The sequence below is a fragment of the Nocardioides sp. AN3 genome (assembly GCF_054653495.1).
On record NZ_BAAIGC010000013.1, the window covers coordinates 85,824 to 107,427 of the forward strand.

General features: G+C 66.8%; 17 protein-coding genes, 3 pseudogenes and 1 other annotated feature. Of the genes and pseudogenes, 4 read left to right on the forward strand and 16 right to left on the reverse strand.

From position 1 onward, the window contains the following. Nucleotides 1–5 precede the first annotated feature (5 nt). From ACYQ1K_RS15695 to ACYQ1K_RS15755, 13 genes are all read right to left on the reverse strand, one after another. The gene (locus ACYQ1K_RS15695; protein ID WP_459984051.1) at nucleotides 6–1,193 is read right to left on the reverse strand and encodes a dipeptidase; all 1,188 of its coding nucleotides are present in this window, start codon (nucleotides 1,191–1,193) and stop codon (nucleotides 6–8) included. Next, nucleotides 1,190–2,575, reverse strand: a complete 1,386-nt coding sequence (locus ACYQ1K_RS15700; RefSeq protein ID WP_459984052.1) for a M20/M25/M40 family metallo-hydrolase — start codon at nucleotides 2,573–2,575, stop codon at nucleotides 1,190–1,192. The genes ACYQ1K_RS15695 and ACYQ1K_RS15700 overlap by 4 nt, the downstream gene beginning before the upstream one ends. Beyond that, on the reverse strand, nucleotides 2,572–3,555 hold the full coding sequence (locus tag ACYQ1K_RS15705) for a ketopantoate reductase family protein (RefSeq protein WP_459984053.1): 984 nt from the start codon (nucleotides 3,553–3,555) through the stop codon (nucleotides 2,572–2,574). The genes ACYQ1K_RS15700 and ACYQ1K_RS15705 overlap by 4 nt, the downstream gene beginning before the upstream one ends. Then, nucleotides 3,552–4,403, reverse strand: coding sequence for an alpha/beta fold hydrolase (locus ACYQ1K_RS15710; RefSeq protein ID WP_459984054.1), 852 nt, complete (start codon nucleotides 4,401–4,403; stop codon nucleotides 3,552–3,554). The genes ACYQ1K_RS15705 and ACYQ1K_RS15710 overlap by 4 nt, the downstream gene beginning before the upstream one ends. A gap of 16 nt (nucleotides 4,404–4,419) precedes the next feature. After that, nucleotides 4,420–6,153 carry a DUF885 domain-containing protein gene (locus ACYQ1K_RS15715; RefSeq protein ID WP_459984055.1) on the reverse strand — a complete coding sequence of 578 codons (1,734 nt, stop codon included), beginning with the start codon at nucleotides 6,151–6,153 and terminating at the stop codon, nucleotides 4,420–4,422. A gap of 31 nt (nucleotides 6,154–6,184) precedes the next feature. After that, nucleotides 6,185–6,853 carry an SDR family NAD(P)-dependent oxidoreductase gene (locus ACYQ1K_RS15720; RefSeq protein ID WP_459984056.1) on the reverse strand — a complete coding sequence of 223 codons (669 nt, stop codon included), beginning with the start codon at nucleotides 6,851–6,853 and terminating at the stop codon, nucleotides 6,185–6,187. A 346-nt stretch (nucleotides 6,854–7,199) separates the two neighbouring features. Then, the gene (locus tag ACYQ1K_RS15725; RefSeq protein ID WP_459984057.1) at nucleotides 7,200–8,063 is read right to left on the reverse strand and encodes a MurR/RpiR family transcriptional regulator; all 864 of its coding nucleotides are present in this window, start codon (nucleotides 8,061–8,063) and stop codon (nucleotides 7,200–7,202) included. A 71-nt stretch (nucleotides 8,064–8,134) separates the two neighbouring features. After that, nucleotides 8,135–9,058 carry an isoaspartyl peptidase/L-asparaginase family protein gene (locus tag ACYQ1K_RS15730; protein WP_459984058.1) on the reverse strand — a complete coding sequence of 308 codons (924 nt, stop codon included), beginning with the start codon at nucleotides 9,056–9,058 and terminating at the stop codon, nucleotides 8,135–8,137. Between the two features lie 39 nt (nucleotides 9,059–9,097). Further along, nucleotides 9,098–10,138: an ABC transporter ATP-binding protein gene (locus tag ACYQ1K_RS15735; RefSeq protein WP_459984059.1), complete on the reverse strand. Its 1,041-nt coding sequence runs from the start codon at nucleotides 10,136–10,138 to the stop codon at nucleotides 9,098–9,100. Beyond that, nucleotides 10,135–11,127 carry an ABC transporter ATP-binding protein gene (locus ACYQ1K_RS15740; protein ID WP_459984060.1) on the reverse strand — a complete coding sequence of 331 codons (993 nt, stop codon included), beginning with the start codon at nucleotides 11,125–11,127 and terminating at the stop codon, nucleotides 10,135–10,137. The genes ACYQ1K_RS15735 and ACYQ1K_RS15740 overlap by 4 nt, the downstream gene beginning before the upstream one ends. Then, on the reverse strand, nucleotides 11,127–12,014 hold the full coding sequence (locus ACYQ1K_RS15745) for an ABC transporter permease (protein WP_459984061.1): 888 nt from the start codon (nucleotides 12,012–12,014) through the stop codon (nucleotides 11,127–11,129). Before ACYQ1K_RS15745 ends, ACYQ1K_RS15740 begins: the two co-directional genes overlap by 1 nt. Next, the gene (locus ACYQ1K_RS15750) at nucleotides 12,014–12,964 is read right to left on the reverse strand and encodes an ABC transporter permease (RefSeq protein ID WP_459984062.1); all 951 of its coding nucleotides are present in this window, start codon (nucleotides 12,962–12,964) and stop codon (nucleotides 12,014–12,016) included. The genes ACYQ1K_RS15745 and ACYQ1K_RS15750 overlap by 1 nt, the downstream gene beginning before the upstream one ends. A gap of 61 nt (nucleotides 12,965–13,025) precedes the next feature. Further along, nucleotides 13,026–14,582: an ABC transporter substrate-binding protein gene (locus tag ACYQ1K_RS15755; protein WP_459984063.1), complete on the reverse strand. Its 1,557-nt coding sequence runs from the start codon at nucleotides 14,580–14,582 to the stop codon at nucleotides 13,026–13,028. A gap of 679 nt (nucleotides 14,583–15,261) precedes the next feature. Between ACYQ1K_RS15755 and ACYQ1K_RS28090 the strand changes: the two are divergent. Both ACYQ1K_RS28090 and ACYQ1K_RS15760 read left to right on the forward strand, forming a co-directional pair. Further along, nucleotides 15,262–15,435 (forward strand): annotated as a pseudogene (locus ACYQ1K_RS28090) (hypothetical protein); the annotation flags it as partial. Nucleotides 15,436–15,549: 114 nt separating this feature from the next. Next, complete coding sequence (locus ACYQ1K_RS15760; protein ID WP_459984064.1) at nucleotides 15,550–16,587, forward strand: tyrosine-type recombinase/integrase; 1,038 nt, start codon at nucleotides 15,550–15,552, stop codon at nucleotides 16,585–16,587. A 534-nt stretch (nucleotides 16,588–17,121) separates the two neighbouring features. Here the strand turns inward: ACYQ1K_RS15760 and ACYQ1K_RS15765 are convergent. Together ACYQ1K_RS15765 and ACYQ1K_RS15770 are read right to left on the reverse strand one after the other, a co-directional pair. Then, nucleotides 17,122–17,811, reverse strand: a complete 690-nt coding sequence (locus ACYQ1K_RS15765; RefSeq protein ID WP_459984111.1) for a matrixin family metalloprotease — start codon at nucleotides 17,809–17,811, stop codon at nucleotides 17,122–17,124. A 108-nt stretch (nucleotides 17,812–17,919) separates the two neighbouring features. Then, a pseudogene (locus ACYQ1K_RS15770) lies at nucleotides 17,920–18,024 on the reverse strand (DUF2510 domain-containing protein); the annotation flags it as partial. Between the two features lie 347 nt (nucleotides 18,025–18,371). On the opposite strand from ACYQ1K_RS15770, the pseudogene istA reads away from it, so the two are divergent. Beyond that, nucleotides 18,372–19,643 (forward strand): annotated as a pseudogene (gene istA, locus ACYQ1K_RS15775) (IS21 family transposase); the annotation flags it as partial. A gap of 2 nt (nucleotides 19,644–19,645) precedes the next feature. Here the strand turns inward: istA and ACYQ1K_RS15780 are convergent. Continuing rightward, nucleotides 19,646–20,901, reverse strand: a protein-coding gene (locus ACYQ1K_RS15780; protein WP_459984065.1) for an IS3 family transposase whose coding sequence is annotated in 2 segments (ribosomal slippage) — nucleotides 19,646–20,598 and nucleotides 20,598–20,901 — 1,257 coding nt in all. Because the reading frame shifts where the segments join, the coding sequence is not laid out codon by codon here. Beyond that, nucleotides 20,486–20,599 (reverse strand) — a sequence feature (AL1L pseudoknot). (Overlaps the previous gene by 114 nt.) Between ACYQ1K_RS15780 and ACYQ1K_RS15785 the strand changes: the two genes are divergently transcribed. Next, nucleotides 20,900–21,178, forward strand: coding sequence for a hypothetical protein (locus ACYQ1K_RS15785; RefSeq protein WP_459984066.1), 279 nt, complete (start codon nucleotides 20,900–20,902; stop codon nucleotides 21,176–21,178). The genes ACYQ1K_RS15780 and ACYQ1K_RS15785 overlap by 2 nt on opposite strands. Nucleotides 21,179–21,604: the final 426 nt, after the last annotated feature.

Sequence of the window (21,604 nt, forward strand, 5' to 3'; positions counted from 1 at the left end):
GCCTGTCAGTGCCAGATCTCGGCCAGCGCGCGCTGGATGTTGCCGCCGAGCACCTTTGCGATGTCTTCGTCTGAGTGCCCGTCACGCACCAGGCAGGCAGCCAGGTTGTGGAAGCACTCCGTCGGGTTCTCCAAGCCGTCGACGTAGGGCACCTTCTCGTGCTCGGGTGCGGTCCAGTCCCCCATCCTCAGCAGATGCCCGAAGGTCGTATGAAGGCCGACGTGATCGCCGTAGAGGGTGTCGGGTCCGAAGGCGACGTGGTCGATGCCGACCAGGTCGACGCAGTAGTGGAAGTGGTCGATGACCGACTCGATGGTGTGCCGCGGGTGCGCCGTCGAGCAGGTGGTGTGGGGCGCTGCGGAGATGCCGATCAGGCCTCCGGTGTCCGCCACGGCCTTGAGAGCGTCGTCGCTCTTCAGGCGCGGGATGTCCCACAGTGCCCGTGCGCCGGCGTGGGTCATGAGGACCGGCTTCGTGGACGCCCGACACGTCTCGATGCCGGTCAGGTCACCGGAGTGCGAGATGTCGATGGCCATGCCGAGGCCGTTCATGCGGTCCACTGATCGTCGCCCGAGCATCGTCAGCCCGCCGTCGACGCGCTCGTTGAGCCCTGACCCGAGAGCGTTCGAGTCGGAGTAGGCGATCCCGATCTGGCGGATGCCCAGTCCGTAGAGGACGTCGAGCTTGTCGACCTCGTTGCCGATGGGGGTGGCCGCCTCCAGACCGAAGACCAGGCCGACCTTGTCGAGATCGTGGGCCTCGTCGATCTCGTCCAGGGTGCGGACGACGAAGACCTTGTCCTGTTGGGCGATGTCGGCTTGCCGCATGCCGAGGTCGGTGACGACGTCTTCGAACTGCCATGGTGCGGAGCCGGTGACGCAGGCGGTGCCGTCCATCATGTTGTCGAAGACGACGGTCAGCCCCGACGCCATGAGGCCTTCGTAGGCGGTGTGCTGTCGGCCCGTGCGGTTGTATTCGGGGGTGTCTGCCATGTCGGCCGGGAATCGCACGGGGTGATCGTGGAGGCTGATCGTGACATTGTCGTTCAGGAGACGCTCGGCGCGTTCGACGACGGCGTCGGAGAGGTGGTGCTGGAAGGCGGGGACGCGTCCGAACTCGGGAGCGAGGTCCTTGTTCCACACGTGTTCGTCCAGATAGGAGTAGGCGACGTAGGTCGCACTGGTCTCGGTCATGCGGTCCTCCGGGGCAGGGTTGTGGCGAGGCGCCTCCACAGCGCCTCCCAGGCGCGCATCCCTTCGTCGATGCGGCTGATCCGCATGAACTCGTTGGGCGCGTGCAGGTTCTCGTCGGCTGTTGAGAAGGAGAAGAACAGGGTCTTGATGCCGAGGGTGTCCTCGAAGAGCCGAGTGGCCGGCAGGGTGCCGGCTATCACGGCACGCAGGACTTCCTGGCCTGGGTATACCTCGGCGAGTGCTGCGACAGCGGCAAGGATCGATGGGTCGTCGGGGCTCACTCGGTAGGCGGCAACGCCACCGGGGTCAGGTGCCACGGTGACGGTCACTGCGCTGGTCGCGTGTCGGCACAGATGGTCGGTGATCGCGCCGAGCACTCGCTGTGGATCCTGATCATGCACGAGGCGACATGACAGGTGGGCGACCGCCTTGTGCGGGATGACGGTGTACTTCCCCCCGGCCTCGATCCCGTTCACCTCCAGCGTGGGGCGCTCCCAGAGACGTTCGAGTGTGGTCATCCCCGTCTCGCCGGCAAGCGCGGGCGCGCCGATCTGTGCGCGGAAGGTCTCATCGTCGAAGTCGACGGCCGCGATCTCGGCGCGTCGACGATCCGTCAGCGGCCACACACCCTCGTAGAAGCCTGGAACCGCCACGCGACCGTCGTCGTCGTGGAGGGTCGCCAGGAGCCTGGCGAGCTCGATCGCGGGGTTGGCGACCGTGCCTCCGAACCGGCCGGAGTGCAGATCCATCGATGGACCTTCGACGATGACCGACATCATCGCCATGCCCTTGGAGGCGAGGGAGACGGAAGGCTCTGAGGGGCGCCACATCGCTCCGTCTGCGGAGATCACCAGGTCAGCCGCAAGGTCGTCGGCATGGGCACGGACGAAGTCGGCGAGGTGAGGGCTCCCGATCTCCTCCTCGCCCTCGATGAGGAACTTGACGTTGAGAGGAAGTGCGCCTTCCTGCTCGATGAACGCCTGGGCGAGCTTGAGGACCAGGAAGACGGGGCCTTTGTCGTCGGTGACGCCCCGGCCGCGGACGATGTCGTCGGTTCGGGTCATGATGAACGGCGGGGCGTCCCACTCCTCGAGCGGACCGGCCGGCTGGACGTCATAGTGGCCGTAGACGAGGATCGTCGGGGCTCCCGGCGCACCTAGCCAGTCCGCGCGCACGATCGGGTTGCCGGCGGTCTCGACCAGGTGGGCGTTCGCCCAGGTGAGGCGATCACACAGCCACTGCGCCGCCTCTCGCATGGTCGCCGGGTCGGCGTCGCGGCTTACGCTCGGGATCGCGATGTAGGTGGCCAACTCGTGGAGTACGTCGACCGCGGCCGGGAGGTGGAGCCCGACCTTGGTGTCGGCGCTTGTCGTAGGGGTCACTCTGCCTGTCCGATCGCAGTCGACGCGGTAGACCGCTGCGTCGCGGCGTACGCAGCCAACTCATCGAGGTTGGCGACGCAGCAGGTGCGGCGGCCTTCCTCGATGTCGTGGATGAGCTCGCCGATCTTGTCGAAGATGGGCCCGCGCAGGTCGCGGAGCATCTCGTCGACCTCGGTCTTGCGCTTGCGGACGGTCAAGTCCCGGTAGATGCCGCTGTGCGTCTTCGCGCTGTTGCGGTTGAACTCGACGAGCCGATCCAGGGACCCTTCGAGGTCGGTGGGGACGAACCCGTCGAAACTCTCGACGGGGACTGGCGCCTGGGCGAGGACCTCGTGGGCGATGGCGAGCATCAACGGGCGGTACTTCGGGCTGGCGAGGGTGTCGGCGATCGACAGGTCGGAGACGGCGCCGGCGTAGAGCATGGCGCCGTAGGCCTCCTTGCCCCACAGGTAGCCGAGGACGTTGTCGGTAGCCACGGCGTACGGCAGGACGCCGACGAGTTCGCGAACCCGGTCCGTGATCTGACCGCTCGTGAGCTCTCCGACCCGGAACGTCGCCACGTTGCCTTGCATGATGCGACCGGGCGCCATCAGGTCCGCCCCGAAGTTGACGAAGCTCGACAGCACACGGTCGGCACCGACGGCGTCGACCAGCGTTTGGGCAGTCAGGCCGTTCTGCACGCTGAGCACGAACCCATCGGGATCCAAGCGCGTGGACAGCAGTTCAGCGGCGGATCGGGTGTGCAGACTCTTCACGGCGACGATGGCCCGGTTGATGCGGTCCGGGAGACGGTCGGGTGCGACGGCGCGGACCTCGGCGGTGAACTCCTCGACCGGGCCGTAGATCTCCAGGCCGCCGCTGTTGATCGCTGCAACATGCTGGGCGTCGGCATCGCACAGCAGGACGTCGTGGCCGGCGCGAGCCATGTGTGCCCCGAGGGTGCCGCCGATGGCGCCCGCGCCGATGATGACATACCTCATGCCTCGGCTCCGAGCGGCACGGCGCGGTGCATGAAGTCTCGGATGACCTGCTGGAACAGGTCGCGCTCCTCCCTCTGCGGGGAGTGACCGGACTTCTCGAAGACGACGAGCTCGGCGTCTGGAACGAGATCGGCGATCGTCTGGGAGCAACTGACCGGCGTCACCCAGTCGTGGCGGCCGACGGTGACGAGCATCGGAACCTTGATGGTGCCGAGTCGGTCCTTCAGGTCATAGCCGGGCCAATTGTGCTCGAAGCACCAGTTGTGGGCCTCGTGGCGGTAGGAGCCCTCCTCGACGGCGGCGGCGGAGCGCTGCGGGTCGTAGTCGTGATCGTACAGGCCGATCATCTCGCTCCAGCACTGCTTGAGGTCTGCGTCGTCGCGGATCTGGCCGGACCAGTAGCGGTTGAAGTTGTCCCACTGGATCTCGATGCGGTCCTGGTTCCTCGCATTCTCGAAGGCCAGCTCGAGGTTCGAGCCGTCTGCGGCCGTGTCGCGCAGCATCACCGCCTCGACGTGCTCGGGGTAGGCCAGGGCGTACTCCAGTGCGATGAAGCCGCCGTAGGATCCGCCGGCGACGGTGACCTTCTCGGCTCCGGCCCAGGCCCGCAGCGCGTCGACGTCGGCCGCCCACTGAGCGTGGGAGTAGGGCGGAACCGCCTCACTGACACCGCATCCACGTGCGTCGAAGACGATGACCCGGTACTCGTCGCTGAGCGGCCCGAAGGTGTTGCGTGGCTCGGTGAGGGAGCCGATCCCGCCCCCGCCGTGGTGGGCGATGACGAGAGGAGCTTCGCGACGCCCGAGGTCTTCTACGTTGAGCCGGCAGCCGTTGATGGTCAGTTCCATGAGGTCTCCTTGGGTTTCAGGACGGGTCCGGGGTCGCGCCCCAGGCTTCGACGTTGGTCGCGAGGACGGAGAGCGGCACGGCGCCGTGTTCGAGGACGCGACGGTGGAACTCGCTGAGCGAGAACTGCTCGCCGAGGCGGGTGCGCGCCGTTTCGCGCAGTCGGACGATCTCGCGCATGCCGACCATGTAGGCCAGGGCCTGGCCGGGCCATGCGATGTAGCGGTCGACCTCGTTGTGGATGTTGGCCTCGGTGGTGGCCGTGTTGGCGCGCATGAAGTCGACGGCTTGGGCACGGGTCCAGCCGAGGTCGTGGATACCGGTGTCGATGACGAGTCGGCACGCGCGCAGCGCGCTGAACGAGAGGCGGCCCAGGATGTCGAGGTCGGTGCTGTAGAGACCGAGTTCCTCGGCCATCAGTTCGCTGTAGAGGCCCCAACCTTCGTTGAAGGAGCACGCCTCGATGTCGAGGTGGCGGCGGTAACGAGGAATGTCGAGCTGTTGGCAACTGGCCAGTTGCAGGTGGTGCCCTGGCACCGACTCATGGAAGGCGAGGGACTCGTACTCGAAACGGAAGCGCGCGGTCGGGTTCGTGGTGGTCAGGCAGTGTGCGCCGTTGCGGCTGCCGTCGACTGCCGGCGGGCGGTAGTACGCGAGAGCGGCGTGCGCGGCTTCCACCGCGTTGATCTCGACGATGTCGCAAGGACCGACCGTCGGACCGTGGTAGTAGGTCGGCAATGCGGCCGTGGCGCGGTCGAGCGCCGCTTGCGCGACGGCGACGATCTGATCGGACGTCTGGAACCGAAGGGCCGGGTCGGTTCGCAGGCGCTGGCGGATCTTGTCGGGATCGGTGATGCCGAAGGCGCGTTCTCCTACCTGGGCCCACTGGGAGTGCAGGTCCGCGAGGGCCTGGTGGCCCATCTCGTGAATCTCGCTGGGCGTCAGCGACGTGGTGGTGTGACGCGCCACGGCCCGCTCATAGGCACCCTCCCCGTCGGGGATGTTGCTGATGCCGACGTGGTCGTCGGGGCGTCCCAGCGGGAGGAGCTCGTCGCGGAGAAGGTCGATGAGGGCAGAGATCGCTGGCCGGATCTCTCGTTCGACCAGGTCGCGCGCCTTCGGGCGGCACATGGAGGTCGTAGCCGGCCCGAGAAGGACGTCCTCGTCCACAGGGAGCGCCAGATAGCCGCTGAGCTGCTCGACGGCCCGTGCCACGCAGACCCGCGTCGGCGTCCTGCCGTCGGCGACCTCGGCGCGGTACCGGTCGCCCATGGCACTGAGAACGTTCCCGATCCGGCTCATGCGGGACATGTAGGCGTCCGACGCGGTCTGGTCGTCGCCGTCATGCGCCGCCTCGTCATTGACGGTCATCGCCGGGATGGTCTGGAAGATGAGACCAAGGGGGCTCACGTATCCCTTGGCGGACACGTTCGCTGACCACAGGGCGTCGCGCGCGTCTGTCTCAGCGCCCCGTGCCAGCGAGATCAGGATGGCTCGGTCGACCTGATCCTCGGGTGCAAGGTCGCGCGGTTCGATGTGCTCGGCCGCCAGGCGGATGTCCTTCAACTCGTCGGCGGCCGCAGCGCTCGCCTCCTGGCTCGGGTCGTTGACCATGTCGTCGAACTCGGTCAGCCCGAGCAGCGAGGCATTCCACGGGTCGTAGGTGTGCTGGGCGTAGAAGTACCGCGCGCCCAGCTCCCGGAGCCCGCCGGCTGTTGCCCGGCTGTCCTGACCTTGCCGCGTTCCGTTCATGGGTGAGTCCTTTCGGAATGGTCCGGGCCGGTCAGAACAGGGCGTGGCCGCCGTCGATCGAGAGGGTTTGTCCGCTCACCCAGCCGGCATCAGGGGCAGAGAAGAACAGGGCGCCGCGCGCGATGTCATCGGGCGTTCCGGTGCGGCGTGTGGCGATCCGGGCGACGAGCTCGCTCTGGCCCTGTGCGCCGTAGCCCTCCCACTGACGCTGCGTCGTCGGGTTGGACAGGACGAAGCCGGGGGCGATGCAGTTGACGGTGATGCCGAAGGGTCCCAGTTCCCAGGCCATCTGGCGGGTGAAGCCGATCAGGCCGGCCTTCGATGAGGTGTAGGCCTGGATGCCGGTGAGGCTGATGCTGCGACCTGCACCCGATGAGATCGTCACAATCCGACCGAAGCCGCGCTGCTTCATGCCTGGTGCGACCGCGCGGACGGCGTTGAACGCGGTGCGCAGGTTCGCGTCGACCACCGCGTCCCAGTCCGCATCGGCCAGGTCCTCGATCGGCGTGTGCGTCTGCCCGCAGACTCCGCCGGCGGAGTGGACCAGGATGTCGACCTGGCCGAGACTCCGCAGGTACTCGGTGGCCGCTTCTCCGTCTGCGAGGTCGACCTGGTCCCGGTCGATGCGGTGAACGGTGCAAGCTGCGGATTCGAGGGCTTCCGCAATGCTCGCGCCGATGCCTTGAGCGGTCCCGGTCACTGCTGCCGTGAGCCTCGCGAAGTTCGACACACATCCCCCAGATGTTCGTTCGCCCATTGGTCTGATTCACTCAGAGTGCGATGTTCTGTTACATACAGAACCTTGGCATAGTGACCTGAATCTAACAAGTGATACACGGCAGACTTCCTTGGTCGCTCGCGGTGCTGCCTGATGCGTCAGGACCGTAGAGGTGTGAGGAAGTCACGCTGGATCACTCCGGGGGCGCACGCCGACGGGCGAGCCGGGTCATCCGCGCCTTGAACCGCCGGATGAACGTCGTACTACAGCACGAACTCGACCAAGCCGATGCAGGCGGCCACGCGGCCGTTCGGCGGCAGCGATGTCGCTACTCCAGCGACACCGGCTTCGCGAACGCGCGCGTGACCTTCACGCTCTCCTCCCAGCGCGACATCCGTCGGATCGCGGTGGCGCCGAGGGCATCGAAGAGGCACTCCACCAGGCTCTCCAGCAAGATGACGACACCACCGTCGGAGTCGAACGGCACCCCGTCCACGTAGACAGGCAGGACGACGTCTGCGAAGTCCGCCGTGGGCGAAAGCTCATGGTCGGTGACCATGATCAGCCGGGCCCCACGCTTCTTCGTCAACTCCGCGACGCGGCGCGCCGAGTCCTCGTAGCGGCGAAAGTCGAAGAGCACGACGACACCGTCGCGTCCCAGGTCGAGGTACTTGCCGATATCCCTGGCAAGCGGGTCCGGCGTGTAGTCGACCCCTTTGAGGAGTTGGTTCAGCTGAGAGGCCAGAAGCGCCGCCAGATGACGGGAGAAGAAGCCGCCTGCGAGCAGGACGCTCTTGGGCTGCGCCGCAAGCAGGCTCACAGCCGCGTCGAACTCTGCCGTCGGGACCGTCTCCAGCAGCTCACGAGCCACCGAGATCCGGCGCTCCACAGCAGCGCTCAGTCCCGTCGCGCTCACGCCGTCGCGACTGCGCGCGGCCCGCTGAACCGGACTCATCGCAGCACGCGTGACCTCTTCGCGAAGCCGCTGCTGGAAGTCCCGGTAGGTCCCGAACCCGAGGTGGCCGACGAACCGGAGGACCGTCGGGATCGAGGTGCCGGCCGCGCTGGCGAGCGCGGCCGCTGAGCCGAGGCCAGCTGCCGGGTAGTCGGCCAAAAGCACCCGTGCGCAGCGCTTCTCGGCGGGTGTCAGGTCTCCGACCCGCGCCGAAACGACCTCCCGAACATCATCCACGAGACGTGACCTTACTGGGACCCGGGCCGCTGCATCTGCCTGAACCTGCCAGTTGGATGCACCTCCCTCCGTCAGGTCAGGACGATGATCTCGTCGGCGCGGAAGTCGTCGTCGCGGAACACCGCGAACATCGCCGGGGAGTTGTGGGCCACGACCACCCGACCGTCGGCGGCGACTGCCACGAGGCCTCCCGTGGCTCCTCGTCCGCCGACCTCCTGGTCGAGGACGTCTCTGACCGACGCAGCCAAGTCCTGCCCTGCATGCCTGACGCGGGAGGCGATCTCATGGGCGACGACTCCCTGGATGAACGCCTCGCCGTAGCCGGTGCAGGAGATCGCTGCGACCCCGTCGCGGGCGTAGGTGCCGCCGCCGATGATCGGGGTGTCCCCGATGCGGCCGGGCACCTGGTTGACCGTGCCCCCCGTCGAGGTTGCGGCAGCGAGCCGGCCGGCGGTGTCGCAGGCGACGGCGCCGACCGTGCCGTGCTGCTGAGGGACGAGGAGGCCGGCTTGCACGCTCGTCATCTGCGCGACGCGGCCGGGCGTCGAGAAGTAGGCCTGGTCGGCGATCTGCAGGCCCCAGGCCGCGATCTCTTCGGCCGGCACCATCGCGCGAAGGACGCAGTCGCCGTCCTCCATGATGCGGCGTGCCGCCGTGACCGGGTTGCGTGCCCATCGGGTCGCAGCCAGAGCGCCGGCACGTCCCGATCCGGACATGACGGCGGCGTCCATCTCGATCGAGCCGTCGCATCGGACGGCTGAGCCTCTCCCGGCGTTGAACAGCGGGTTGTCTTCGAGGATGCAGACGGCCGCACAGACGGCGTCGAGGGAGATGCCTCCGGAGTCGAGGACCCGGGCACCGGCATCGTAGGCAGACCTGAGACCTGCCTCGTAGTCGCCGTCGCCTTGCACGGCCAACTCCTCAACCCGACCGCCGGCACCTCCATGGATGGCGAGTGCCCAACTCCGCGACCCCTTCGGGGCATAGACGTACAACGAGGATGGCCTTTCTTCAGAGGATGGTTCGATCGACGCTCAGCCGCGGGCTGCGGCGGCGCCCGCCTTCACGGCAGGAAGGTCCCCCAGGCGCAGGCAGGAGCTGAGATGTCCGTCGCTGACCGGCATCAACGCGGGATCGGTGGCTCGGCACACGTCGACGGCCATCGCGCAGCGCGGATGGAAGCGGCACCCTTGCGGCATGGCGAAGGGACTGGGCGGTTCGCCTTCGACCTCGAAGGCGCTGTTCACGCTGTCGGGCGACATCCGTGGGATCGACGAGATCAGTGCGCGCGTGTACGGGTGGGAGGGGTTGGTGAACAACTGCTCGGCGGTGCCGACCTCGACGATCCGGCCGAGATACATCACGGCGACTCGCTGGCTCAGATGCTGGACGACGGCGAGGTTGTGCGCGATGAACAAGACACTCAGACCGAGTTCGTCGCGCAGGTTCGCGAGCAGGTCGAGGATGGTTGCCTGGACCGACACGTCGAGCGCGGAGACCGGCTCGTCAGCGATGAGCACGTCCGGGCGCACTGCCAGCGCACGCGCGATGGCCAACCGCTGCCGCTGGCCACCAGAGAACTGGCTCGGGTAGGCAGTGAGCGCATCTTCGTCGAGCCCGACGAGCGCGAGCAGTCGCTTCGACTCCTCCTCGATCTCAGCGCGCGGGACGATGCGATGGAAGCCGAGCAACTCGCCGAGAACGGTCCCGATCGACAGCCGCGGGTTCAACGAGGAGTAGGGGTCCTGGAACACCATCTGGATCCGCCGGGCAGCCTCGCCGCGCCGGCGGGCCGCGACTGGCTCGCCGTCGAGCCAGACTTCACCTGAGGTCGGCACCTCGCTTCCGACGAGCAGCTTCGCGAGCGTGGACTTGCCAGACCCCGACTCGCCGACGACTGCGAGCACTTCGCCACGCTGCAGGTCGAGGTCGACGCCGTCCAGAGCGGTCAAGGTCCGCTCGTCGCGTCGCCTCAGCCGGTCCGCTGTCGAGCGGCCGGCGCCGTACCGCTTCGTCAGGCCCCGTGCTCGCAGAACGGGCTGGACCAGGCGGTGCTGGCCTCCGGCTTCGGTCATGACACTTCCTCGAACAGTTCGTCGGCGCGCAGACACGCCGTGATGCGGCCGTCTCGCATCGGCATCAGGTCGCCGACGTGCTCGGTGCACGAGGCCGTGGCGTAGCGGCAGCGGGGTGCGAAGTCGCAACCGTCGGGCCGATCGGCGAGGTTGGGCGGGAAGCCGGGGATCGCGACCAGTTCTCGGTCCGGCTGATCGAAGTCGGGGGCCGACTCCAGCAGCCCCTCGGTGTAGGGGTGGCGCGGATCGTGGAGGACCCGCTTGACCTCACCGGACTCGACCAGGCGGCCGGCGTACATGACGGCGACGCGCGTGCAGGTCTGGTTCACGACGGCCAGGTCGTGGGTCACGAACAGCAAGGCAGCGCCGACTTCGTCGCACAGTCGCTCCAGGAGTTTGAGCACCTGGTGCTGCACGGTCACGTCGAGGGCGGTGGTCGGCTCATCACAGAGCAGCAACTTCGGCTCGCACGAGAGGGCCATCGCGATCATGACGCGTTGACGCAGCCCGCCGGACAGCTCGTGCGGGTAGGCGCGGGAGCGGCGCCGCGGGTCGGGGATGCCGGTGCGCCCCATCAGGTCGATCGCGTAGTCGCGAGCGGCCTTGGCGCTCAGACCTCGGTGCCGAATCGGGCCCTCGGCTATCTGGTCACCCACACGCACCAGCGGATTCAGTGCGGTCATCGGCTCTTGGAAGATCATCGCGATCTCCGGACCCATGAGCCTTCGGCGTCGTGCGGGCGACAGGTCGAGAAGGCTCTCGCCGTCGTACTCGATGGATCCCGACAAGACCTTCACGCCGCGGGGCAGGAGTCCCGCGATGGAACGCAGGGCCATCGACTTGCCCGATCCGGACTCGCCGACGAGCCCGACACGCTGGCCTTGGCCGATCTCAAGGTCGAGTTGCTCGACGATCTTCAATTGCTGCCCGCTCCGGTCGACGCCGATGGACAGGTCCCGGATGGAGAGCAGCGGCTGAGAGGTCGTCATCATTTCCTCCTGTCCGGGCTGAGCAGGTCGGCCAGCCCGTCACCGAGCCAGGACAGGCCCAGGCTGGTGATCACGACGACAAGCCCCGGGATGGTGGCCTGCTGCCAGTTGGTGGTGATGAACTCCTGGCCTTCCAGGATCATGCCGCCCCACTCGGCCGTCGGCGGGGCGATGCCGAGGCCCAGGTAACCAAGGGTGACGACGGCGAGGATGTCCATCACGATGTCACTCATCGCGAAGATGATCGCCTGACCCATCACGTTCGGGGCGATGTGGCGCAACAGGATGCGTCGGTCGCTCAGGCCCCCGAGTTTCGCGCCGCGCACGTAGTCCAACTGCCTGACCACGAGGACTTCGCCGCGCACGATCTTGGCGTAGGAGACCCACGACACCGCTGCGATCGCGAGGTAGATGCTCGCCTCGCCGGCGCCGAGCACGAAGACGAGGGCGATCACCATGACGTAGAACGGGAAGGCGAAGAAAATGTCGACGATGCGCATGACGAGCGCGTCGAACCAGCCGCCGAAGTACCCGGCGACCGCGCCGACGATGGAGCCGACGACGAACGGAATGAGGACCGCGAGGAAGCCGATGCGGAGGTTGACGCGCGCTCCCCAGATCAGCCGGGACAGCACGTCACGGCCGAACTTGTCGGTGCCGAGCCAGTGTGACCCACTCGGGCCCTGAAGGGCATGGTTCAGGTCCTGCTTCAGCGGATCGTGCGGTGCGAGCCAGGGAGCGAGCACAGCAACGGCGATGAGAGTGCCAGTGACGATGAGCCCCGCGATCAGCGACGTGTTGGCGTACCAGGGTCGCAGTCGACGACTGCGGCTCCGGACACGGGTCGACGGGGTCTTGCCCTGTATCAGGGCGGTCAGGGCGCTCATCAGTTCCCACGCCCCAGGTTCACTCGCGGGTCCAGCAGGGCGTAGACGACGTCGGTCAAGATGCCGACGATCACGACCATCAGCCCTACGAACAAGGTGACGCCTTGGATGAGCGGGAAGTCTCGCGCGAAGACAGCCCCCATCATCAACGAGCCGAGGCCGGGCAGCGCGAAGACCTTCTCGATGATGATCGAGCCGCCGACGAGGTAGCTGAGATTCACGCCGATGACCGAGATGGCCGGCAGGAAGGCGTTCCGGACGACGTGACCGCGGTAGAGCGCCAGTCCCCCACTTCCCTTCGATCGGGCGGTGGCGATGAAGTCCGCGTCCAACACCGTCATCATCGACGCGCGCAGGCTGCGGATCAGCGTCGGAGTCAGCGCGATGGCGAGTGTCAGCGCTGGCAGGAACAGCACGCGAATCAGGTCGATGCCGCTGCCGTACCCACCCACCGGGAAGGCCCGGAAGTGCAGTGCGAACAGGAGGATCAGCATGATGCCGACCCACATCTGCGGCATGCCCTGCCCGAGCAAGGTGAAGCCTCGGACGCCGAGGTCACGGCCGCCGTTCGGCCGCGATGCTGCGAGGCTCGCAAGCGGCACGCTGATCAGCAGGGCCAACGCAATCGCATAGCCCACGAGCAGCAAGGTGACCGGCAGGGCCTTCATCACCAACCCCGAGACGGGCAGCTGGTACATGATGCTGTCGCCCAGATTGCCGTGCAGGAGCCGGCCGAGGTAGCTGAGGTACTGCTGCCACACGGGCTTGTCGAGCCCGAGCTGGTGGTTGAGTGCCGCGAGGCGCTCGGGCGTCGCCTTGTCCCCGAGGATGGCGACCGCGGGGTTGCCTGGCAGCAACTGCGAGAGGAAGAAGACCAAGATCGTCACGCCGAAGACGACCGGAATCGCCTGCACGAGGCGCCCGGGAATGAAGTTGAGTCGTTGCAGCACAGGTACACCCCCTTGCCGGTTGCGGGCGGGAACGCTTGAGCCGCGTTCCCGCCCGCAACGCTCACTTGGACTTGTGGACGTCCTCCAGGTGCGTGGCGCCCAGCGGTGTCACCGAGAAGCCCGAGACCTTGTCCGAGTACGCGTAGGCGAACGGGACGTAGTACAGGTACACCAGTGACGAGTCGTTGAGGACCTTCTCCTGGATCTCCTTGTACAACGAGGCCCGCTTGGCCTGGTCGCCTTCCTGCTGCGCCTGGTTGTTCAGGGAGAGGATCTGCGGGTTGTCGTAGAACGTGAACGCCGAGTTCGCGCCGCCGTTCGGGTCGAGTGCGAAGGTGGTCCACTGGTCGGGGTCGGGGATGTCCATCGTCCAACCGCTCAGCGCCATGTCGAAGTCGCTCTTCATGCGGGCCTGCTTGTTCGCGGTCGCGTCGAGTTGCGCGATCTTCAAGTCGATGCCGATCTGCTTGAGCGAGGACTGCAGGATCTGCGCGATCGCGGCGTGGTTGGCATCTCCGGACTTGATCAGGAGCGTGGTGCTGAAGCCGTTCGGCTTCGAGGACGCCGCCATCTCCTGCTTGGCCTTCGCCAGGTCGTAGGTCGGGCCCGGGTTGTCCTTGTTGTAGAACGGTGTGCCCGGCGAGAGCATCGAGTTCGCCGGCTCACCGTTGCCGTACAGCACAGCCTTGACGAGGGCCTCGCGGTCGACGGCGTCAGCGATCGCGCGACGAATGTGCACGTCGGTGAACGGCGCCCGCTTGGTGTTCATCATGATGTAGTCGAGTTCGGTCGACGGGAAGGCCTCAGCCTTGAGGCCGGGCGTCGCCTTCAGGGTCGAGAAACTCGACCAGGCCGGGAACTGGTCGACGTCGATCTGACGGCCCTGGAGCTGCAGCTGGCGCGTGTTGGCATCCGGCACGACCTTCCAGGTCACGCTGTCCAGGCTCGGCTTGCCCTGCTGCCAGTAGTTCGGGTTCTTGACGAGCTTGATGTACTCGCCCTTCTTCCACTCCCCCCACTTGAACGGCCCCGTGCCCACGGGAGCCTGATAGAAGGCCTCTTTCGACTTGCCGCCGTAGTTCGCCGGCACGATCGCGTTGCTGAACATCGACAGGTCGGCGATCAGCGGCGCCCATGGATGCTTCAGCGTGATGGTGACCGTGTGATCGTCGACGACGGCGACGTTCTTGATCGCCGCGTTGACGAAGCCCCATCCGGCGTCACCGACCGCCGTGTCCGCGTCGATGGAGAACTTGACGTCCTTGGCCGTCATAGGCGCGCCGTCGGAGAACTTCACGTCGTCACGCAACTTGATCGTGTACGTGACACCGTCCGGAGACATCGTGTAGCTCGCAGCGAGCAGGGGCTCCAACTTCTGCCCGTCGCTGGTCACCGTGAACAGCGACTGGCCGATCTGCTGGACCACCGCGATCGAGTAGTTCTCCATCGCCGCCGAGGTGCTGTCCATCGACGTTCCCTCCCCATCGCGCCCGATGACAAGATCTCCACCCTTGGCGGCACCACTCCCGGCAGGGCTGCCGCCGGTCACGCCGGAACAGGCTGCCAGCCCGACCGAGAGTGCCGCGGCCACAGCACCGATCCACCATCTCTTACGCATGTGCTTCCTCTCCCCCGCGATCGAGCAACCGATGTAGCAATCAGTACATCCCTGCTTGATATCGCCTGTACGTAACATCAGGAACACTAGAGCAGACACTCAGATCCGTCGAGTGTCCGAGCGTGGTGTTCGAAACATCGGACTTCTCCAGGGCCCCGTGGCAGACCGATCTCGCGTGAGATCAGCGTCATCAGGCACCGCCGGATAGACGACGAGTTCCACGCCTCAATGACGCGAAGGCGCGACAACCGCCCCCGCGACCGGGCCGTCACACCAGTGAGACCTTCTGGTCGACCCACGGGGTCGGCCACGTGCTTGGGCGGCCAGCCCGTCGTCAGGCGCGCAGGATCGCGGTGAGCGCGTCAGCGAGTGCCTCGACGCCGGAGGACCTCGAGGCATCTGGGATCGAATCCCGAGCGCTCGATCCGGCGACTAAATCGGCTCCGATCCGATGCATGTCCGATGCAACTTCTGAAGCAGAACGACCCCCGATCAGCGTTTCCGCTGATCAGGGGCCATTTTCCGATGGTGGGCGATACTGGGTTTGAACCAATGCGCGTGCCCTTGTGAAATCCTGACGTGACCAGGTAATTTAGCACTCTGACCTGCGGAAACTCTTCGCTCATCCGCGGACAACAGTGGTCACGAATCACCAAATTTGGACTCTATTTCGACACGTATGCGACACGAAACGAGGCCCCACGTGGCACCAAGACGAGGGTTCGGACAGCTCGCCAAGCTCCCGAGCGGCCGCGTAAGGGCCCGATACTCAGGCCCCGACGGCGCCCTCCATAGTGCACCCTCGACCTACGACACCCGTGAGGACGCCGAGGCCTGGCTGACCGACGAGCGCCGGCTCATCAGCTCCGGACTCTGGACGTCACCGGCCGCCCGTAGATCGGCGAAGCTCCAGGCTCGGCAGGCCGCGCGCCTGCCGACGTTCGACGACTACGCCACTACCTGGATCATGGGGCGGAAGGTGAAAGGCAAACCACTCGCGAGTCGCACCAAGGACCACTACATCGACCTCCTTCGCGACTACCTGGGTCCGACCTTCGGGCCACTCCCCCTCGACGAGATCGAGCCCGTCATGGTCAACCTCTGGTACGACAACCTGAAGCCCCGACGCCGCCGGCCCGGTCACACCGGCGAAACGACTCGGGCACACGCCTACGCTCTCGGCCGCGCGATCATGAACACCGCGACCGGCGCCCACGGCCCGCTAGTCGGTCAGGTGAACCCGTTCGCGGTCCGCGGCGGCGGATCCCTGCCCAGCAAGAAGCGCGTCGAGCTCGTCAGCGGATCAGAGCTAGAGCTGATCCTGGCGACGATCCGCCCTGAGTGGAGGCTGCTGGTTCTCCTCGGCTTGTGGACCGGCCTGCGCTTTTCCGAGATCGTGGAGCTGCGTAGGAAAGACATCAATCTCAAACAGCAAATGATCGTGGTGCGCCGCTCGGTGTCCAGGTCGAGGATCGACGGTGTCCTCGTGAAAGGCCCGAAGTCCGAGGCCGGAAACCGCGACATGCACATCCCGACCGCGCTGATGCCTTCCCTGCGCGAGCACCTCGACAAGTTCGCGCCGCATCGAGATCACCTCTTGTTCGCAGGCCGTCCCGACGAGGACGAAGACGGCAATACCGTCCGCGCCCGCCACCTCGCCCCGTCGACGTTTTACGGCAAAGTCACCTGCTCAACGTGCAAGCGCTCGCCAGCACAGTGCAGAAGCAGACAGAAGACCGCTAAGCAGAAGCACCTCTTCACGCCGCGGGAGTCCGGCTGGTACGCCGCCCGCGCTGCCGCCGGACACCCCACTCTGCACTTCCACGACCTGCGCGCCACCGGTGCGACACTCATGGCCCAGCAGGGCGCAACCGAGGCCGAGATCCAGGCGTTTCTCGGCGACTCGACGCCTCAGGCAGCGCAGCGCTACGTGCGAGCGGCGCAGAGCCGCATGAAGCAGCACGCCGAGCGCATGAGCGAACTCGCTTCATCCGGCAAGTGGTAGGGGGCTCTCCTTCGAACCCAGTATCACCCACCAGCACGAAAAAGGCCCTTGACCTGCAGAAACGCAGATCAAGGACCATCGCCTTTCGGGCAGAATGCTACCCGGTTGCTATTCGATAGATCGCGCCGACCACGCGCCATGTCGAACGCAGTCAGCGATTTGTTTCGGGCGCGGCGGACGCTGAGAACGTTGGTGGGGGCCGGGCAGTGCCGCACGCAGCGCCGCGCTCCGTACTCATAATCCGACAGGCCCACTTCGGCGCCGATGTTCGCGCCGACCGGCGCTGAAGAGCCACCCGGCCGACCCAGCCACCGGGGACTGTCTCCGCGTAGAACGAGGCGAGCCCGAGGCTTCCCCCGGTCGCCCTTGCTGCGTCGCGCCCATGCCCGGAAGCGGCACCAGGCACTGGGCGCGTACCCGACCGAGGGACCCGCGTGATTGGTGGCGGCTCCGTCCGGAGTCGCCACAGATCTGATCGGAAATGTGGAGCGTCGCGACGCCTTTGTTCTCCCGAACGGCACGTGCCCTCGGAGGTCAGCTGCCACAGTCCCCGGAGCCGAGTTTGGCAAGGCCATTGAGGTCGCCGCCACCGTAGGTCAGCTGCCCCCGATTGGAGGCGTACATCAGCTGATCGGGGTCTTCGACGTGCCCGAGGCCGAGGACGTGCCCGAGCTCGTGCATCACGACGGCCTGCTCTTCGGCGGTGTGGTGCTCCGCGCTCTGCTGTACGAACCAGTCGCGCTTCAACGCGATCGCGCCTGTGACGTAGTGCGGCATCAACGCCCCGTTCATCGTGAGCGCCGTGCTACCTCCCAGCCCGACGGTGTCCTTTGAGACGTCTCCCTCCTCCACGCTCGTCGGAAAGGCGATCACCACTGGACCGGAGGCCGCACCGCTCTGTCGGTCATCCCAGGTCTCGTCACTGAGGCCGTCATAAGCGAAACTCAGCCCGGACGCCTCCTGAGCAGCGTTGACCGCAGGCAGGATAAACGTCGGGTAGTCGGCGGGCGCGCCATCCGAGTTGATGACGTAGTGGATCGGTCGGCACGGGTCGTAGGTCACAGGATCACCGACGGCGTCCGCCTTCAGGATGACGAAGGCGTCCGATTCCTGGGATGGATCGACGGCAGGAAGGAGGCGGTCGGGTCCGCCGATGCCGAGGCTGTGCGCCAGCGGCACCAGTGGCCCCTTCTGGAGGACAACCGCGGCGGCAGCTAGCAGCACCAATGCCGCCACCATGACGGCCCCGGCCGCCCTGGACCGACGCCGGCCGCGTCGCCTGCGAACCACCGTCTGGGTCCGCCCAGTCACCGGTAGTGCCGCCGCTCCGCCGCGGGTGACACCCGTCCACCGGACTCCGTCGTGGAACCGCTCGCCATCGCCGCCAGGATCGGGATACCAACCTCTGGTCAACGTCACACAGGCCTCCCCCACCATCCAGCGGCACGTTCCGCGGGCGAGAGGAGGCTAGCCGCGGCCCGGCTCACTAGTCCTCGGAACCTCTCGATCGACCGTTTTGAGGGCTCAGTCGGGGGGTGTGATGGGCTCGTCCTCGAGCGGTTCGTCGCGCCGATTTCCAGGCGAAAAGTTGTCGGCGGCCACGAGAAAATTCCCGGAGACGGCCACGAAGCTGCCCGCTGGCGGACATGAGAACTGCCCACTGACGGTCATGGGATCTGCCCGACACGACGTCGTCTTCCTTGCCGCGGTCCGCGGTTGAGGCCCCTTCCTCGGGTGCGATGAGCGGTGCTTGAAGTCGCTACCGCTCCCGAGGAAGGGATGAGTTGAAGTCTGCCGAGGAGATCATGGAAATCCTGAATGCCTACGACCTGACCGGGTCGTTGCGTGATGCCGGCGAGCTGGCCGGCTGCTCCCACCACACCGTCAAGCACTATGTCGAACGACGGGCTGCCGGCGGCGAGCTCGATCAGGCGGTGGCCCGTCCGCAGCTGATCGATGAGCACCTGCCCAAGGTCGAGGAGTGGGTCGAACACAGCCTCGGGAAGGTCCGTGCTGATGTGGCCCACGAGAAGCTGCTCGCCTTGGGGTATGCCGGTTCGGAGCGGACCACCCGCCGTGCGGTCGCCGCCGTCAAGCGCGCGTATCGGGCTGGGCATGTCCGGGTGCACCGGCCCTGGATCACCGAGCCGGGGATGTGGCTGCAGTACGACTACGGCGACGGCCCCGTCGTCGACGGGGTCAAGACGGTGCTGTTTGTCGCGTGGTTGGCCTGGTCACGCTTCCGGGTGGTGATCGCCTTGCGGGACAAGACCATGCCGAGCGTGTTCGCCGCCCTCGATCAGACGTTTCGGCGGCTGGGCGGGGTGCCGACCTATGTATTGACCGATAACGAGAAGACCGTCACGGTAGAGCACATCGCCGGGATCCCGGTCCGCAACCCGCAACTGGTCGCCTTCGCCGAGCACTACTCAGTCACGGTACACACCTGCGTCCCGGCCGATCCGGCGTCCAAGGGCGGCACGGAGGCGTCGGTGAAGATCAGCAAGGCCGACCTGGTCCCCAAGGACACCAACCTGCGCGAGTCCTACGGCTCGTTCGCCGAGCTCGAGGCCGCCTGTGTGGAGTTCTGCGAGAAGGTCAACACCCGCCCGCATCGGCTCACCCGGCGCCCGCCTGTCGAGATGCTCGCCGAGGAACGCGCCCGCCTGCACCCGGTGGCCGCAACCCCGCACACGGTCGCGTTCGGCACCACCAGGCAGGTGCCGGGCAACACCCCGATGGTCACCTTCGAGTCCGGGCAGTACTCAGTGCCCCACACGCTGCTGGGCGCCACCGTGTGGGTGCGCGTCCAGGGTGTCGGCACCGACGAGCAGCTCGTCATCGTCCACGTCGCCGATGACGGGCCACTCGAGGTCGCCCGCCACGCCCGGGCCACCCCGGGCACACCGAAGATCAACGACGAGCACTTCCCACCCCAGCCGCCCGGGCCGCTGGACCGCCAGCCCCGCGCGCGCAACAGCGCGGAGGCCGACTTCCTCGACCTGGGCGAGGGCGCCCGGCTGTGGCTGAACCGCCCTGGGTTCCTTGGAGGCTCGTTCTATTGGATTCCAACCCCGGCGGGGTCGGCTTGTTGGGCAGCATAGAACGCTGCTTCGTGTTCCGCTGGCGGTACGTCGTGGCAGTGGCTGTGCAGCCGGTCCTCGTTGAACCAGTGCACCCACGACAGCGTGGCGAGCTCGAGGTCATCGACGTCGTCCCAGCCGCCGGTGTCGGGGCCGTAGACACACTCGGTCTTGTAGAGCCCGTTGGTCGTCTCGGCCAGTGCATTGTCGAACGAGTCGGCCACGGTCCCGATGGAGGGCCGAGCGCCGATCTCGGCCAGCCGCTCGGTGAACCTCACCGAGGTGAATTGAGAGCCCGCATCCGAATGCGTCACCAGGCCGATCAGCCGGTGTCCGCCGCGAGAGGTCCGGGCCATCTCCAGGGCGTCCAGCACCATCTCGGTCTTCATGTTGGATGCGACTCGCCACCCGACGATGCGGCGACTGAACGCATCGACGATGAAGCACACGTAGGCCATCCCGGAGCGGGTTGGGACATAGGTCAGGTCGGTCACCCAGAGGGCATCGGGGCGGTCGGCCGTGAAGTTGCGGTTGACCAGGTCCGGCGCCCGTGCGGCGTCGGGGTCTTGCTTGGTGGTGAAGACCTTCTTCCGCAGCCTGGAGACGCCTTCGATGCCCAGCTCGCGCATCAGCCTGGCGACCTGGTCACGGCCGATGTCGTGGCCGGCACGTTGGGCGGCCTTCCAGAGCTTGTGGGCCCCATAGACCTTCCGGTTCGCGATCCACATCGTCAACAGGACCTGCATCATGACCACGTCTCGGGCCGCACGGGGGGACGGGGCGGTCTGCCGCTTCTTCGCGGCGTAGTAGCTGCTCGGAGCCACCTGCAACATCTTGCAGATGAACTCGACTCCGAACTGGTCACGGTTCTCGTCGACGAACGCGACGATCACCTCGAGGGGCGGTCGAGCTCCGCCGCGAAGAAAGCCGAGGCCCGCTTGAGCAGGTCGTTGGCTCGGCGCAGCTCGCGGTTCTCCTGCTCAAGCTCCTTGATCCGCGTGGCCTCCGCCGTGGTCAGGCCCGGCTCGACACCCTCGTCGATGTCGGCCTGCTTGACCCAGGTCCGCAGCGACTCGACCCCGCAGCCGATCTGGTCCGCGACCCGCCGGACCGTCCCATGCGTGGTCCCGATCTCCTTGCGCAGCTGCCGCACCAGCCGCACCGCCCTGGCCTTCTCCTCAGGCGAGTACCGACGAGTCGTCGGCTTCCCAGAGGCATCCGTGTTTCCCATGGCTCCATCCTCGTTTCCAAGGTCGGGAGCCTCCAAGGAACCCAGGGCGGTTCAGTTCATCCTGGCGCGGCTGCGTGAGGTACAGGACGCGCTGACTGAGGCGCTGATCTTCGGAACGCCCAGCGTCGAGCGGGGCGTCAACATCCTGTGGGGCTCCTACCGGCAGGAGCGGGATTGGTGGGATCGGCTCGGTGAGTCGAAGTGGGGCCCTCGGGTCGCGAAGGTGTGGGCCGGTCTGATGCTGACGCTCGGCGCCGCCGGCGGTGTGCCCCGCTGATGCCGAGCGACGCCGTTGCGCCTCCGGTGATAACCCAGACAGTGATCGTCGAGCAGGACACGACCGCCGCCGGGCCGGTGTCCGCCGATGACGACGGGGTGGTCGGCGGCGAGATCGTCGAGGACGACCGGCCCTAGCGTTTCGCCGCTGTGGGGTCGGTTCGCCCGACGTCACGTCATGCACATGGGCGCTGGTGGACTCAAAGACCCGCGGTGCGCGTCCGGCGGGCAGTCTCGGCGCGTCAGCCCGAGCGTCGGTTGGTCCGGAGGGCACGCTTCGCCTCGACCGTCTCACGGACCGTTAGACGCTTTCCCCGACACGGTCGCCGGGTCTCTTCCACCACGCGGCTTACAGGCCAGCCCGTCACGAACAGGCCTGTGACCTGCAGGTTTACCTTTTTCGAGGCAGTTTAGTCCGCACATAGTC

What these genes read in the sequence shown, in the direction of transcription:
- ACYQ1K_RS15695 (WP_459984051.1), bottom strand. Translation starts at nt 1,193, where the DNA reads ATGACCGAGACCAGTGCGACCTACGTCGCCTACTCCTATCTGGACGAA.
- ACYQ1K_RS15705 (WP_459984053.1), bottom strand. Translation starts at nt 3,555, where the DNA reads ATGAGGTATGTCATCATCGGCGCGGGCGCCATCGGCGGCACCCTCGGG.
- ACYQ1K_RS15710 (WP_459984054.1), bottom strand. Translation starts at nt 4,403, where the DNA reads ATGGAACTGACCATCAACGGCTGCCGGCTCAACGTAGAAGACCTCGGG.
- ACYQ1K_RS15715 (WP_459984055.1), bottom strand. Translation starts at nt 6,153, where the DNA reads ATGAACGGAACGCGGCAAGGTCAGGACAGCCGGGCAACAGCCGGCGGG.
- ACYQ1K_RS15735 (WP_459984059.1), bottom strand. Translation starts at nt 10,138, where the DNA reads ATGACCGAAGCCGGAGGCCAGCACCGCCTGGTCCAGCCCGTTCTGCGA.
- ACYQ1K_RS15740 (WP_459984060.1), bottom strand. Translation starts at nt 11,127, where the DNA reads ATGACGACCTCTCAGCCGCTGCTCTCCATCCGGGACCTGTCCATCGGC.
- ACYQ1K_RS15745 (WP_459984061.1), bottom strand. Translation starts at nt 12,014, where the DNA reads ATGAGCGCCCTGACCGCCCTGATACAGGGCAAGACCCCGTCGACCCGT.
- ACYQ1K_RS15755 (WP_459984063.1), bottom strand. Translation starts at nt 14,582, where the DNA reads ATGCGTAAGAGATGGTGGATCGGTGCTGTGGCCGCGGCACTCTCGGTC.
- ACYQ1K_RS15760 (WP_459984064.1), top strand. Translation starts at nt 15,550, where the DNA reads ATGGGGCGGAAGGTGAAAGGCAAACCACTCGCGAGTCGCACCAAGGAC.
- ACYQ1K_RS15785 (WP_459984066.1), top strand. Translation starts at nt 20,900, where the DNA reads ATGGCTCCATCCTCGTTTCCAAGGTCGGGAGCCTCCAAGGAACCCAGG.